The organism is Streptomyces sp. NPDC050085 (assembly GCF_044460595.1).
Lineage (GTDB): Bacteria > Actinomycetota > Actinomycetes > Streptomycetales > Streptomycetaceae > Streptomyces.
In genome coordinates this window covers 161739-175076 of record NZ_JBITJZ010000003.1, presented here as the reverse complement: position 1 = coordinate 175076, position 13338 = coordinate 161739, and the positions used below count along the sequence as shown (strand labels likewise).

Genomic DNA, 13338 nt, shown 5'->3' with positions numbered 1-13338 from the left:
CCTTTGTACTCCTCCCGTGGAGGAAGCGGAAGCCCTGGCCGCACTTCTTTACTTTTACGTTCAAATAGGGGTGAATCGGGCGCCGTTCTCGCGAGCCTTCTTAGGAGGTGCCCGAGGTGCCTTAAGAAGCGCTCAGCGCGCGGCGCCTGCTGGCGTACCAGACCAGGCCTGCGGTGGCGGCCGCGGCACCTACGGCGGCCGCCGCGACGAGCGCCGGACGCGACGGAGCGGAGAGGTTCGGCAGCCGCTGCTTGAGCCGTACCGGCTGATGGAAGTCGAGAATCGGCCACTCGCGCGCGAGTGCCTCGCGGCGCAGCGCCCGGTCCGGATTGACCGCGTGCGGGTGCCCCACCGCGCTCAGCATGGGGATGTCGGTTGCCGAGTCGCTGTACGCGTAGCAGCGTGCGAGGTCGTACCCCTCGGTGCGGGCGAGCTCCTCGACGGCCTCCGCCTTGGTCGGCCCGTAGGCGTAGTACTCCACCTCGCCCGTGAAGCAGCCGTCGTCGCCGACCACCATGCGCGTGGCCACCACCCGGTCCGCGCCGAGCAGTTCACCGATCGGCTCGACGACCTCGGCGCCCGAGGTGGAGACGATGACGACGTCGCGTCCTGCCGTGTGGTGCTCCTCGATGAGGGACGCTGCCTCGTCGTAGATGATCGGGTCGATCAGGTCGTGCAGCGTCTCAGCGACGATCTCCTTCACCTGCTGCACGTTCCACCCGCGGCACAGGGCCGAGAGGTACTCGCGCATCCGCTCCATCTGGTCGTGATCGGCGCCGCCGGCCAGGAAGACGAACTGCGCGTACGCGGTGCGCAACACGGCCCTGCGGTTGATCAGCCCGCCTTGGTAGAACGATTTGCTGAAGGTGAGCGTGCTCGACTTGGCGATGACCGTCTTGTCCAGGTCAAAGAACGCCGCTGTGCGAGGCATGGAGTGGGTCAAGGAGTGGTTTTCCACGAGGTCGAGCATAGGCGCCCACCATTCGGCGTAAGCTGTGGCGCGTGGGTTTGCCTGAGAAGGCTCTCGGGTACACCATGGAAGTCACGGATCGTTCGCGACCGTGCTAACCCGGTCTGGCTCCTCCCCCCCCGAGTCGGACCGTGGGGACGACCCCCGCTCTCCCCCCCGGCGGGGGTCGTCGCATGTCCGGACCCGTTTTCGGGTCCTTTTTTCTTGCCTCCGGACGGGCAACTCCCGCTCTGTGCGCGGGAGTTGCTCCGCAGCCGACTCGTCACTCTGCGTGACGGTGGGGCTGCTCTGCGGAAGTTCCGCCCTCCACTTCGAGGCGTCACCGGTTTGGGTGATGGGGATATTCACAAGCCTTCTCCCGTCCACAGTTATTGACCAAGATCCACACGATTTCCGGGATCGCTGCACGGTGATTCCGCACGCGAAGTTCGGACCGGTGTTCATGGCCGGTTCGTTATGGCCGGGCGCGTTGGGGCGGCCGGTATTCGGCGCTTGCCGCGCCGGGCTTCGCGGCGGACCGGGTCGCCCGCGGGTGCGGGCGAGTGCGCGACGAAGGGGGATCGGATCGTGACGGGAGCGATGGGGTGTGACGCGCGAGGTGCGCCGCTGATCGTGACGGAGGACGTGGAGCTGCTGGACGACCTGCTGCGTCTGTGCGCCGCGGCGGGTGTGCGGCCGGAGGTCGGGCACGGGGCGCCCGAGGGCAGGGGCCGGTGGGAGGCGGCGCCGCTGGTGCTGGTCGGGGACGACGCCGCGGGACGGCTCGGCGGGGTGGCTCGACGGCGCGGAGTCGTTCTGGTTGGGCGTGATCAGGACGATTCCGGGGTGTGGCGGCGGGCCGTGGAGGTCGGCGCCGACCACGTGCTGATGCTCCCGGACGGCGAGCAGTGGCTGATGGACCGGATCGCTGATGTCGCGGAGGGCGTGGGGCGGCCCGCGCTCACCGTCGGCGTCATCGGGGGCCGGGGCGGCGCCGGCGCGTCGACGCTGGCCTGCGCCCTTGCGGTGGCGTCCGCGCGGGCCGGGCGGCGCACGCTCCTGGTCGACGCGGACCCGCTGGGCGGCGGACTCGACGTACTGCTGGGCGCGGAGGCGGTGGACGGGCTGCGCTGGCCGGCGTTCGCCCAGTCGCGGGGCCGGGTCGGCAGCACCGCGCTGGAGGAGTCGCTGCCGTTCCTGCGTGATCTGCGGCTGCTCAGTTGGGACCGGGGTGAGCCGGCCGCGGTGCCGCCGGAGGCCGTGCGTGCGGTGCTCGCGGCGGGCCGGCGCCGGGGCGGGGCCGTCGTGGTGGACCTGCCCCGGCGCGTCGACTCCGGGTCGCTGGAGGCGCTCGCCCAGCTCGACCTGGGGCTGCTGGTCGTGCCCCCGGAGCTGCGGGCCGTGGCGGCGGCCCGGCGCGTGGCCGGGGCGGTGGGCATGGTGCTGCGGGACCTGCGGGTGGTGACGGCTCCCGCGCGCGGGGCGGGTGCGCTGCTCGAGGCGGACGAGGTGGCGCGACTCCTCGGGCTGCCGCTTGCGGGTGAACTGCCGCTGGACGGGCGGGTGTTGGCGGGTCCGGCTGCGGACTTCGGCGGGGCGATGGGGCGGTTCTGCGCGGCGTTCTGGGAGCGGATGCCAGTGGATGTGCAGGAGGAGCTGGAGGAGAGGGGTGGGGGTTGGTGAGCACGGTGGTCGGGGTGCGGATGCTGGACGGGGTCCGGCAGTGGCTCGCGGAGAACGGGGCGGAGGCGACCCCCGCGCGCGTGACCGAGGCGTTGCGGGCCCAGGGGCGGATTCTCGGGGACGCCGAAGTTCTGGGCGCCGCTGGCGAGTTGAGGTCGGAGCTGGTGGGTGCGGGGCCGCTCGAACCGTTGCTCGCGGACGCGTCCGTGACGGACGTCCTGGTGTCGGCGCCGGACGAGGTGTGGGTCGACCGGGGCGGGGGCCTGGAGCCGGCCGGGGTGCGGTTCGAGAGCGCCGCTGCCGTGCGGCGGTTGGCGCAGCGGCTCGCCGCCGTGGCGGGGCGTCGCCTGGACGACGCACGGCCCTGGGTGGACGCGCGGCTGCCCGACGGGACCCGGCTGCACGCGGTGCTGCCGCCGGTCGCGGTGGGCTGCACGTGCCTGTCGCTGCGGGTCGTGCGACCGCGGGCGTTCACCCTCGGGGAACTGGTGACGGCGGGGACGGTGCCGCCCGGCGGCGACCGGGTCCTTCGGGCGCTCATCGAGGCGCGACTGTCGTACCTGATCAGTGGGGGCACGGGCAGCGGGAAGACGACGCTGCTCAGCGCGCTGCTCGGGCTCGTCGGGCCGCAGGAGCGGATCGTACTGGCCGAGGATTCCGCCGAGTTGAGGCCGGACCATCCGCATGTGGTGCGGCTCGAGGCGCGGCCCGCCAACCAGGAGGGCGCCGGGGCCGTGGACCTGGCGGACCTGGTGCGGCAGGCGCTGCGGATGCGGCCCGACCGGCTCGTGGTCGGCGAGGTGCGGGGCGCCGAGGTCGTGTCGCTGCTGACCGCGCTCAACACAGGGCATCAAGGCGGTTCGGGGACCGTCCATGCCAATGCCGCGAGCGACGTACCGGCTCGGCTGGAGGCCCTGGGGACGGCGGCGGGGCTCGATCGGGCAGCGCTGCACAGCCAGTTGGCGGCCGCGGTGTCCGTCGTGCTGCATCTCGTACGGGACCGGGGCGGGCGGCGTCGGGTTGCACAGGTGCACGTGCTGGAGCGGGACGCGGCCGGGTGGGTGCGGGCCGTGTCGGCTCTGGAGTGGGGCGAGCGCGGGTTCGTGCCGGGCGCGGGGTGGGCGCGGCTCGGGGAGTTGCTGGGGGTGCGGGCGCTGTGAGGAGCGGAGCGGTGGTGGGCGCGGTCGTGGCGGCGCTGGGCGTGTGGGCGGTGGTGTGGGCCGTGGCGCGTCGTGATGCCGAAGTGCGGCGGGTGCGGGCGGTGTTGGGGGCGCGGCCGGCCGCAGGGCCGGGGCGGGGTTGGCGGTGCGGTGTCGAGCGGTGGTGGCGGCGGGCTCGGGCGCGGCCCGAATGGGGCTGTGTGGTCGGCGGGTTGGCGATCGGGCTGGCCGGCGCCTCGGTGCTGCCGCTCGTGCTGGGGGTCTGCGCCGTGCCCGGTGCGGCGCGGATGCGGCGGGCCCGGCAGGCGCGGCGGGCTCGGGAGCGGCGCGGGGACGCGGTGATCCGGCTGTGCGGCCTCGTCGCGGGAGAGGTGCGGGCGGGGCGGCAGCCGGGCCAGGCGCTCGTGGTGGGGGTCCGGGAGTCGGGCGCGCTGTCCGGTGCGGGCGGGGCGGCGGTGATCGCCGCCGCACGGTTCGGCGGGGACGTGCCCGGTGCGCTGCGGGAGGCGGGGCGGGAGCCGGGCGCGGAAGGGCTGCACGGACTCGCGGCGTGCTGGCGGGTGGCCGTGGACCGGGGTGCCGGGCTCGCGGCGGGTCTTGAGCGGCTCGCCGGTGCACTGCGGGCGGAGCGGGATCAACGGGCGGACCTCAGAGCCCAATTGGCCGGCCCGTGGTCGACCGTGGTGATGCTCGCCGGGTTGCCGGTGCTGGGGTTGTTGCTCGGCTCGGCCCTGGGGGCGCGGCCGTTGCGGGTGCTGTTGCACACCGGGGCCGGGGTGGGGTGCCTGGTGGTGGGCGGGGCGTTGGAGGCGGCGGGGTTGTGGTGGGCCGGGCGGATTGTGCGTGGGGCGGAGGCGTGAGGTGGGGGGCGGCGGCCTGGTGGTGACGGCTGCTCGGGGGTGACGGCTGCTCGGGGGTGACGGCTGGTTCTTGGTCTCCGGGTTTGGTGCCTGGGTTTGGTGCCCCGGCTTGGCGTCTGGGTCCGGTGTCCGGGTCCGGCGTCCGGGCTCGGCGTCCGGGCTCGGATCGGTTCAGGGAGGTGGGAGTCGATGGAAGTTGTCCACAGGCTGGGGGCAGTGCTGTGCGTCGCGGCGTTCGCGGTGCTGCTGATGCGAGAGGTCCGGGCGTGGCGGCGGGAGCGGGCCGTTCTGCGGCGGGTGCGGCTGGTCCTGGCGGCGGCCGCGGTGCGCACGGAGCGGCGGTCGTGGGAGGTGCCCGTCACGGCACGGCGGTGGGTGCCGGTGGCCGGAGCGGTGAGCGCCGGGCATGTGCTCGTCGGCGGGGTGCCCGGGCTGTTGCTGGGGGCAGTCGCGGGTGCGGCCGTGTGGCGGTGGTGGCGGGGCAGGGAGGCGCGGGCCGGCGTGGGCGCGGACGCCGAGGCCGCGCGGGTCGAGGCGGGGAAGCAACTTTCGCTCGCCGCAGATCTGTTGGCCGCCTGTGTCGCAGCCGGTGCCGGACCCGTGGAGGCCGCGAGGGCGGTGGGGGAGTCGGTGGGCGGGCCGGTCGGGCGGGCGATGGCGCGAGGCGCGGCGCAGGTCCGCCTCGGGGGTGAACCGGGCCTGGCATGGAGGGAGTTGGCGGCGATACCGGGGGCCGAGGCGCTGGTGCGGCTGCTGGAGCGGGCGGGTGAGTCCGGGGCCCCGGCGGCGGCTCCCGTGGCGCAGATCGCCGCCGAGTGCAGAGCCGAGCGGGGGCGCAGGGCGACGGCCGTGGCACGCCGGGCGGCCGTGGTCATCACGGCTCCGGTCGGGCTGTGCTTCCTGCCCGCGTTCCTGGTGATCGGGGTGCTGCCGGTGGTGATCGGCCTCGCGGACGGAGTGCTGGGCGGTCGGTGAGTGAAGTGAACGGTACGGATTTTCAAGGGGGTTGTGATGACAGGCAAGGGGGTTGTGATGACAGGAACGCGCAAGGGACGGGTGTACGGCCGGTTGTGCAAGGGTGCTCGGCGATGGGTGCGGACGGTGCGCTCGGCACGTCGGGACGCGGGGATGGTCAGTGCCGAGTACGCCGTGGGGCTGCTCGCGGCGGTGGCCTTCGCCGGAGTGCTGTACCAGGTGGTGAGCAGCGACGCGGTGCAGTCCGCGCTGCAGTCCATGGTGGCGAAGGCACTCCATGGGTCGTTCTGAGCCGCGGCGCCGACGGGGCCGGCGGGGCCGTGACCGGGGCTTCGTGACGGCGGAGGCGGCCGTGGTGCTGCCGGTGCTCGTGGCGTTCACGATGGCCCTGGTCTGGGTGGTGCTGGCCGCGTCCGCGCAGATCAGGTGCGTGGACGCGGCGCGGGCCGGGGCTCGGGCCGTGGCCCGCCAGGAGTCGCGCGGGGCCGCGTTGGCCGCCGCGCGCGAGGCGGCTCCGCCCGACGCGCGGATCGAGGTGAGCCGTGAGGGGGACCTGGTCCGGGTGACGGTACGGGCGCGGTCGGTGGGGCCGGGGCCGCTCGGCGTCGAGTTGGACGCGCAGGCCGTGGCGGCGGCCGAGGAGACGGCGGGCGAGACATGAGGAGACGCGGACGCGGGACAGGGGAGCGGGGCAAGGGACGCGGTGGGCCGTGGGGCGGTTGGGCCGGGGCGGACCGGGGTTCGGCGACGGTGTGGGCGGCCGTGGCCCTGGCCGCGGTCGGGGTGGTCTTCGGCGGCGTCCTGGCCATGGCAAGGGCGGTCGAGGCGCGCCACCGGGCAGGCGGTGCGGCCGACTTGGCGGCGCTCGCGGCGGCCGATCACTGGATGGAGGGCAACGCGGACGCGTGCGCCCTGGCCGGGAGAGTCGCCCGGGCACAGGGGGCGAGGGTGGTGCGGTGCGCGGTCCACGGGGAGGTGTCCGAGGTGACCGCGGGAGCGGGGAGCGGGGTGTTCGCGGCCGAGGTGAAGGCACGGGCGGGACCTGCGGGACCGTTGCCGCCGGGAGCGGGAGGGGGCTCTGCGGGGCGTGTGCCGCCGGGGGTTGGACGGCAGCCGGATGGCACGGGTGTCTCTGCGATGCGAGTGCTGTTCGGGGTCGGAGAGGTCCCTGTGAGGTGGAGGAGTTCAGAGGCCGGAAGGAGCTCTGCGAGGTGGAGGAGTTCAGAGGCCGGAAGGAGCTCTGCGAGGTGGAGGAAGTCAGAGGCCGGGGAGGGCTCTGCAAGGTGGGCGGGGCTCAGGGCTGTTGCAGGAGGGCGGGGCCCTCTCCTGGAAGCCGGGAGCAGGTACGGGTATGCCCTACGACCCCTACGACCCCTACAGCCTCTACGGCGCTTCCTGCAGGAGCGTGGTGAGGAGTCGGACCGCGCCCCTCTTGTGCAGCGGGTCGTTGCCGTTGCCGCACTTGGGGGACTGGATGCAGGACGGGCAGCCGGCCTCGCACTCGCAGGAGGCGATGGCCTCGCGGGTGGCGGTCAGCCACTCCCGGGCGGTGTGGAAGGCGCGTTCGGCGAAGCCCGCCCCGCCGGGATGGCCGTCGTAGACGAAGACGGTGGGGAGCAACGTGTCGGGGTGGAGGGGGATCGAGACGCCGCCGATGTCCCAGCGGTCGCAGGTGGCGAAGAGGGGGAGCATGCCGATGGAGGCGTGTTCGGCCGCGTGGAGGGCGCCGCCGAGGATCTCGGGGTTCACCCGGGCGGCGTCCAGCTGGTCCTCCGTGACCGTCCACCACACCGCGCGGGTGCGCAGCGTGCGGGGAGGGAGGTCGAGCTTGGTCTCGCCGAGGACCTCGCCGGTGATGAGGCGGCGTCGGAGATAGCCGACCACCTGGTTCGTGACCTCCACCGAGCCGTAGCACAACCGGCCCTGGCCCCACGGGACTTCGACGTCGGTCTCCAGGATGGAGATCGCCGTGGTGTCCCGGGCGGTCGTCGAATAGGTGGGGTTGGCCGGTTCGACCAGGGCGACGTTGTCGTCGAGGTCGAGCTGCTTGACCACATACGTGCGGCCCTGGTGGAGGTGGACCGCGCCGTCGTGCACCGTCGTGTGGGCGGACCCCGCGTCGACCGTGCCGAGGAGCCGGCCCGTGCTCGCCTCGACGATCTGGACCGGGCTGCCGCCCTCGCCGCGGATGTCCGCGAGGTCGGCGGCGGACTCGCGGCGGGTCCAGTGCCAGGCCTTCGTGCCGCCGCGGCGGCGCAGCAGTTTCGCGGCTTCCAGCTGCGGGAGCAGGTTGCCGCTCGCCGGGCCGAACAGGTCCAGGTCCGGTTCAGTCAGTGGAAGTTCCGCGGCGGCCGCGCACAGGTGCGGGGCCAGGACGTACGGGTTGTCGGGGTCCAGGACCGTCGACTCGACCGGCTGGTCGAACAGGGCCTCGGGGTGGTGGACGAGATACGTGTCCAGGGGGTCGTCGCGGGCCACGAGGACGGCGAGGGCGCCCTGCCCTGCCCGGCCCGCGCGGCCCGCCTGCTGCCACAGGGAGGCGCGGGTGCCCGGGTAGCCGGCGATGACGACGGCGTCCAACCCCGAGACGTCGATGCCGAGTTCGAGGGCGGTGGTGGCGGCGAGGCCGAGGAGTTCACCGGAGTGCAGGGCCGCTTCGAGGGCGCGGCGTTCTTCGGAAAGGTAGCCGCCGCGATAGGCGGCGACGCGGCGGGCGAGCGAGCGGTCGATCTCGGAGAGGCGTTCCTGGGCGATCACCGAGATCAGCTCGGCGCCTCGTCGGGAGCGTACGAAGGCGACCGAGCGGACGCCCTGGACGGTCAGGTCCGTGAGCAGGTCGGCGGTTTCGGCGGTGGCGGTGCGCCGCACGGGAGCGCCCTTCTCGCCCTGCATCTCGGTGAGGGGAGGTTCCCAGAGGGCGAAGACGAGTTCGCCGCGGGGTGAGGCGTCGTCGGCGACCTCCACGACGGGCAGGCCCGTCAACCGGCGGGCGGCGACGGCCGGTTCGGCCGCCGTGGCGGAGGCGAGGAGGAAGACGGGCTCGGAGCCGTAGCGGGCGCAGAGTCTGCGCAGGCGGCGCAGGACCTGGGCGACGTGCGAGCCGAAGACGCCGCGGTAGGTGTGGCACTCGTCGATGACGACGTACTTGAGGGCTTTGAGGAAGGAGGACCAGCGCGGGTGGGAGGGCAATATCCCGCGGTGCAGCATGTCGGGGTTGGTCAGGACGTAGTTGCCGAACTGACGTACCCATTCGCGTTCCTCGAAGGGGGTGTCGCCGTCGTAGACCGCGGGACGGACCGCCGTGCCCAGAGGTTGTGAAAGTTCCTTCACCGATCGGCACTGGTCCGCTGCCAGGGCCTTGGTCGGGGCGAGGTAGAGCGCGGTGGCGCCGCGCCCGTTCGGTGCCTCGGAGCCGTCGAGGAGGGTCGACAGGACGGGCGTGAGGTAGGCGAGCGACTTGCCCGAGGCCGTGCCTGTGGCGACGATCACCGACTCGCCGTCCAGGGCGTGCTCCGCCGCTTGTGCCTGGTGGGCCCAGGGATGCTCGATCCCGGCCGCCTGCACGGCCGCGATCACCTCGGCACGGATCCGGTCCGGCCAGACTGCATGACGGCCGGGGCGAGGGGGCAAGTGCTCCGTATGAGTGATGCGGGCAGCCCTGCTCGGACCCGAGGCGAGCCGCTCCAGGACCGCACCGGGAGAGGGGCGGGAAGCACGATCGGCGGCAGTCGTCGAGGGTCGTTCGGATCGGTGATTCTTGGCCATCACCGCCGAGTGTGTCACTGGCGTGACGGACAATGCTTCCAAGGCGTCGTGCACGCCTGCTGGTAAGTGATTGAATGCCATCGCGGCTGGCGAACCGTCCCGGGGGATCAAGCCGAGGTATCCCCGAGGGGCGACCGCTCGATAGCAAGGTGCTGGAGGATCCGTGGACCTGTCCCTGTCGACCCGTACCGTCGGCGATCGTACGGTCGTCGAGGTCGGTGGCGAAATCGATGTATATACCGCGCCCAAGCTGCGCGAGCAGCTGGTCGAGCTGGTGAACGACGGCAGTTTCCACCTTGTCGTCGACATGGAGGGCGTGGACTTCCTCGACTCCACCGGGCTCGGCGTGCTGGTCGGCGGCCTGAAGCGGGTGCGTGCCCACGAGGGCTCGCTGCGCCTGGTCTGCAACCAGGAGCGCATTCTCAAGATCTTCCGTATCACCGGCCTGACCAAGGTGTTCCCGATCCACACCTCGGTCGAGGAAGCCGTCGCGGCGACCGACTGATCCGGTCGGATCCAGTCGATCCAGTCGATCCGGTCGATCCGGTTGATGCAGTAGAGGGGGATCGGGCGGCCGTTGGCCGGCCCGGTCCCCGAGAGCACGCCCGTACGTCCGAGGGGGATGCATGGCCACCGTCGAACTCCGCTTCAGCCCTCTGCCCGAGCACGTCCGCACGGCCCGCCTCGTGGCGGCCGCGGTGGCGCGCAGGGCGGGCGTGGACGAGGCCGTGCTCGACGAGGTCAGGCTCGCCGTCGGTGAGGCGTGCACCCGCGCCGTGGGGCTGCACCAGAGCAGCGGTGTCGCGGCGCCGGTGCGGGTGGCGTTGATCGAGGACGAGAAGCAGTTCTCGATCGAGGTCGGTGACGAGGCGCCTCGGGTGCCCGCCGAGGTGCCCGGAGCCCGTGGCGCCGCCGACGATCTCGAGGCGGAGGGTGAGGACGAGATGGGCCTCGCCGTCATCAGTGGTCTCGTGGACGACGTCGAGGTCACGGCGGACGCGGAGGGCGGTCTCATTCGGATGAGCTGGCCGACGGCGCCGGTGCCGCTGGCGTAGCCCCTTCGGGCTTCTTGTGCTTCTTTTCTCAAGGTCCTGCACGCCTTCCTGGCGGGCGGGACCTTTTCGTATTCCAGGATCACTGATCCTGGATCACTGATGCTGGATCAGCATTTCTAGATCGCCGTTCCTAGATCGCTATTCCTAGATCGTCGTATCTGGATCATCGTCGGTGATTACTAATGCCTCGGGGGGATTAGCGGCCGTTGATCTCCGTGCGTTGATCAGGGGTTTATCGATCATTTGCGGGGTAGAAAACAATTCCGTTTACCGCGCCCTGTTTTGATCAGGTCGCGCTCCCTACAATCCGTCCACATCTTGAGCTCAGCCCAAGCGTCAAGGAGGACGAATGGCGGAGCCCTCTACCCCCTCACATCTCGCAGCCGCAGTTCTGACGGACGACAACCGTCTGATCGTGATCGTCATCGGAGTCGTCGCGCTCGCGGCGCTCGCCGTCGCCGGAGTCCTGGTGCGCCAGGTGCTCGCGGCCGGTGAGGGCACGGATTCCATGAAGGAGATCGCGGCCGCGGTCCAGGAAGGCGCGAAAGCCTATCTGGGACGGCAGTTGCGTACGCTCGGCGTATTCGCCGTCGTGGTGTTCTTCCTGCTCATGCTGCTTCCAGCGGACGGCTGGGATCAGCGGGCCGGGCGTTCGATCTTCTTCTTGATCGGCGCCGTGTTCTCGGCGATCACCGGCTATATCGGAATGTGGCTCGCGGTACGCAGTAATGTGCGTGTGGCGGCTGCGGCCAGGGAAGCGACCCCGGCGGAAGGCGAGCCCGAAAAGGATCTCACTTCCGTAGCGCATCACGCCATGAAGATCGCTTTCCGTACGGGCGGCGTCGTCGGCATGTTCACGGTGGGGCTCGGCCTGCTCGGCGCCTCCGTCGTCGTGCTCGTCTACGCGGCCGACGCGCCCAAGGTCCTGGAGGGATTCGGGCTCGGGGCCGCGCTGATCGCGATGTTCATGCGTGTCGGAGGCGGCATCTTCACCAAGGCCGCCGACGTCGGCGCCGACCTGGTCGGCAAGGTCGAGAAGGGCATTCCGGAGGACGATCCGCGCAATGCCGCGACCATCGCCGACAACGTGGGCGACAACGTCGGAGACTGCGCGGGAATGGCCGCCGACCTCTTCGAGTCCTACGCCGTCACGCTCGTCGCCGCGCTGATCCTCGGCAAGGCGGCCTTCGGCGACGCCGGGCTCGCGTTCCCGCTGATCGTGCCCGCGATCGGCGTCCTCACGGCGATGATCGGCATCTTCGCCGTGGCGCCCAGGCGCAGTGACCGCTCCGGAATGAGCGCGATCAACCGCGGCTTCTTCATCTCCGCGGTGATCTCGCTCGTGCTGGTCGCCGTGGCCGTGTTCGTCTATCTGCCGAGCACGTACGCCGACCTGGACGGCGTCACCGACGCGGCGATCCGCTCGCACGACGGCGATCCGCGGGTCCTCGCGGTCGTCGCGGTGGCGATCGGCATCGTGCTGGCCGCGCTGATCCAGCAGCTCACCGGGTACTTCACGGAGACGACCCGGCGCCCGGTCAAGGACATCGGCAAGACGTCGCTGACCGGTCCGGCCACCGTCGTGCTCGCGGGTATTTCCCTCGGGCTCGAATCGGCCGTCTACACCGCGCTGTTGATCGGGCTCGGCGTGTACGGGGCGTTCCTGCTCGGCGGTACGTCGATCATGCTCGCGCTGTTCGCGGTCGCGCTGGCCGGTACCGGGCTGCTGACCACCGTCGGCGTCATCGTCGCGATGGACACCTTCGGGCCGGTCTCCGACAACGCGCAGGGCATCGCCGAGATGTCCGGCGACGTGACGGGCGCGGGCGCGCAGGTGCTCACCGACCTGGACGCCGTCGGCAACACGACGAAGGCCATCACCAAGGGCATCGCCATCGCCACGGCCGTCCTGGCGGCGTCCGCGCTCTTCGGCTCGTACCGGGACGCGATCCTCACGGCGGCGCACGACGTCGGCGAGAAGGTCGGCGACGGCGGGCCGATGAACCTGGTGATGGACATCTCGCAGCCGAACAACCTGGTGGGCCTCATCGCGGGCGCCGCGGTGGTGTTCCTGTTCTCCGGGCTCGCCATCAACGCCGTGTCGCGGTCGGCCGGTTCGGTGGTCTACGAGGTGCGCCGGCAGTTCCGCGAGCACCCCGGGATCATGGACTACACGGAGAAGCCGGAGTACGGACGCGTCGTCGACATCTGTACGAAGGACGCGCTGCGGGAGCTGGCGACGCCCGGCCTGCTCGCCGTCCTGGCGCCGATCGCGGTCGGCTTCACGCTCGGCGTGGGCGCGCTCGGCGCGTATCTCGCCGGGGCCATCGGCACGGGCACGCTGATGGCCGTCTTCCTCGCCAACTCCGGTGGCGCGTGGGACAACGCGAAGAAGCTCGTCGAGGACGGGCACCACGGCGGCAAGGGCAGCGAGGCGCACGCGGCCACCGTCATCGGTGACACGGTCGGCGACCCGTTCAAGGACACGGCCGGGCCCGCCATCAACCCGCTCCTGAAAGTGATGAACCTCGTCGCGCTGCTCATCGCGCCCGCGGTCGTCAAGTTCAGCTACGGCGACGACGCGAACGTCGCCGTGCGGGTCGTGGTCGCCGTCGTCGCGCTCGTCGTCATCGTCGGCGCGGTGTACGTGTCCAAGCGGCGCGGCATCGCGGTCAGCGACGACGAGGGGAACGACGAGGGCCGGTCCGGGCAGGTGCCCAAGCAGGCGGATCCGGCTCCGGTGGCGCCGTCACGCACGTAGCGGCGCAGGAACTCGGACGCTCAACAGGTGGGCGGGCAGCGGAGCTTGACGGGCTGTCCGCCCACCACCATGTGAGGTTTCTGCCCCCTTCTCCCGTGAGCCTTCTCTCCCTTGGTGCAAATGGCTGCTA

Annotated in this window: 11 protein-coding genes and 1 pseudogene; 10 read left to right on the top strand and 2 right to left on the bottom strand. The window is 71.9% G+C overall.

Annotation, left to right across the window (positions count from 1 at the left end; genetic code table 11):
- Positions 1-121: 121 nt before the first annotated feature.
- On the bottom strand, positions 122-970 hold the full coding sequence (locus ACIBUY_RS13210) for an HAD-IB family hydrolase (RefSeq protein WP_365579582.1): 849 nt from the start codon (positions 968-970) through the stop codon (positions 122-124).
- A 579-nt stretch (positions 971-1549) separates the two neighbouring features.
- Here ACIBUY_RS13210 and ssd point away from each other — a divergent pair.
- The 7 genes and pseudogenes from ssd to ACIBUY_RS13175 form a co-directional block, all read left to right on the top strand.
- Entirely contained in the window at positions 1550-2632 is a 1083-nt protein-coding gene (gene ssd, locus ACIBUY_RS13205; protein ID WP_399152869.1) for a septum site-determining protein Ssd, read from the top strand.
- 20 nt (positions 2633-2652) lie between these two features.
- Complete coding sequence (locus ACIBUY_RS13200) at positions 2653-3792, top strand: TadA family conjugal transfer-associated ATPase (RefSeq protein WP_399152868.1); 1140 nt, start codon at positions 2653-2655, stop codon at positions 3790-3792.
- 14 nt (positions 3793-3806) lie between these two features.
- A complete protein-coding gene (locus tag ACIBUY_RS13195; protein WP_365579616.1) occupies positions 3807-4652 on the top strand; it encodes a type II secretion system F family protein in 846 nt (281 codons plus the stop codon).
- A gap of 189 nt (positions 4653-4841) precedes the next feature.
- Positions 4842-5627, top strand: coding sequence for a type II secretion system F family protein (locus ACIBUY_RS13190; protein ID WP_399152585.1), 786 nt, complete (start codon positions 4842-4844; stop codon positions 5625-5627).
- 57 nt (positions 5628-5684) lie between these two features.
- Positions 5685-5918, top strand: coding sequence for a DUF4244 domain-containing protein (locus tag ACIBUY_RS13185; RefSeq protein ID WP_365579586.1), 234 nt, complete (start codon positions 5685-5687; stop codon positions 5916-5918).
- 43 nt (positions 5919-5961) lie between these two features.
- Entirely contained in the window at positions 5962-6288 is a 327-nt protein-coding gene (locus ACIBUY_RS13180; RefSeq protein WP_399152584.1) for a TadE family type IV pilus minor pilin, read from the top strand.
- Positions 6285-6686, top strand: a pseudogene (locus ACIBUY_RS13175) (Rv3654c family TadE-like protein); the annotation flags it as partial. The gene ACIBUY_RS13180 and the pseudogene ACIBUY_RS13175, both read left to right, overlap by 4 nt.
- A 324-nt stretch (positions 6687-7010) precedes the next feature.
- Here the strand turns inward: ACIBUY_RS13175 and ACIBUY_RS13170 are convergent.
- On the bottom strand, positions 7011-9473 hold the full coding sequence (locus ACIBUY_RS13170; protein WP_365579590.1) for a DEAD/DEAH box helicase: 2463 nt from the start codon (positions 9471-9473) through the stop codon (positions 7011-7013).
- Between the two features lie 82 nt (positions 9474-9555).
- Here ACIBUY_RS13170 and bldG point away from each other — a divergent pair, with 82 nt between their 5' ends.
- The 3 genes from bldG (at position 9556) to ACIBUY_RS13155 (ending at position 13208) form a co-directional block, all read left to right on the top strand.
- Positions 9556-9897 carry an anti-sigma factor antagonist BldG gene (bldG, locus tag ACIBUY_RS13165; protein ID WP_003975386.1) on the top strand — a complete coding sequence of 114 codons (342 nt, stop codon included), beginning with the start codon at positions 9556-9558 and terminating at the stop codon, positions 9895-9897.
- Between the two features lie 121 nt (positions 9898-10018).
- Complete coding sequence (locus ACIBUY_RS13160; RefSeq protein ID WP_365579592.1) at positions 10019-10447, top strand: ATP-binding protein; 429 nt, start codon at positions 10019-10021, stop codon at positions 10445-10447.
- 349 nt (positions 10448-10796) lie between these two features.
- On the top strand, positions 10797-13208 hold the full coding sequence (locus tag ACIBUY_RS13155) for a sodium-translocating pyrophosphatase (RefSeq protein WP_365579594.1): 2412 nt from the start codon (positions 10797-10799) through the stop codon (positions 13206-13208).
- The last annotated feature ends 130 nt before the right edge of the window (positions 13209-13338 follow it).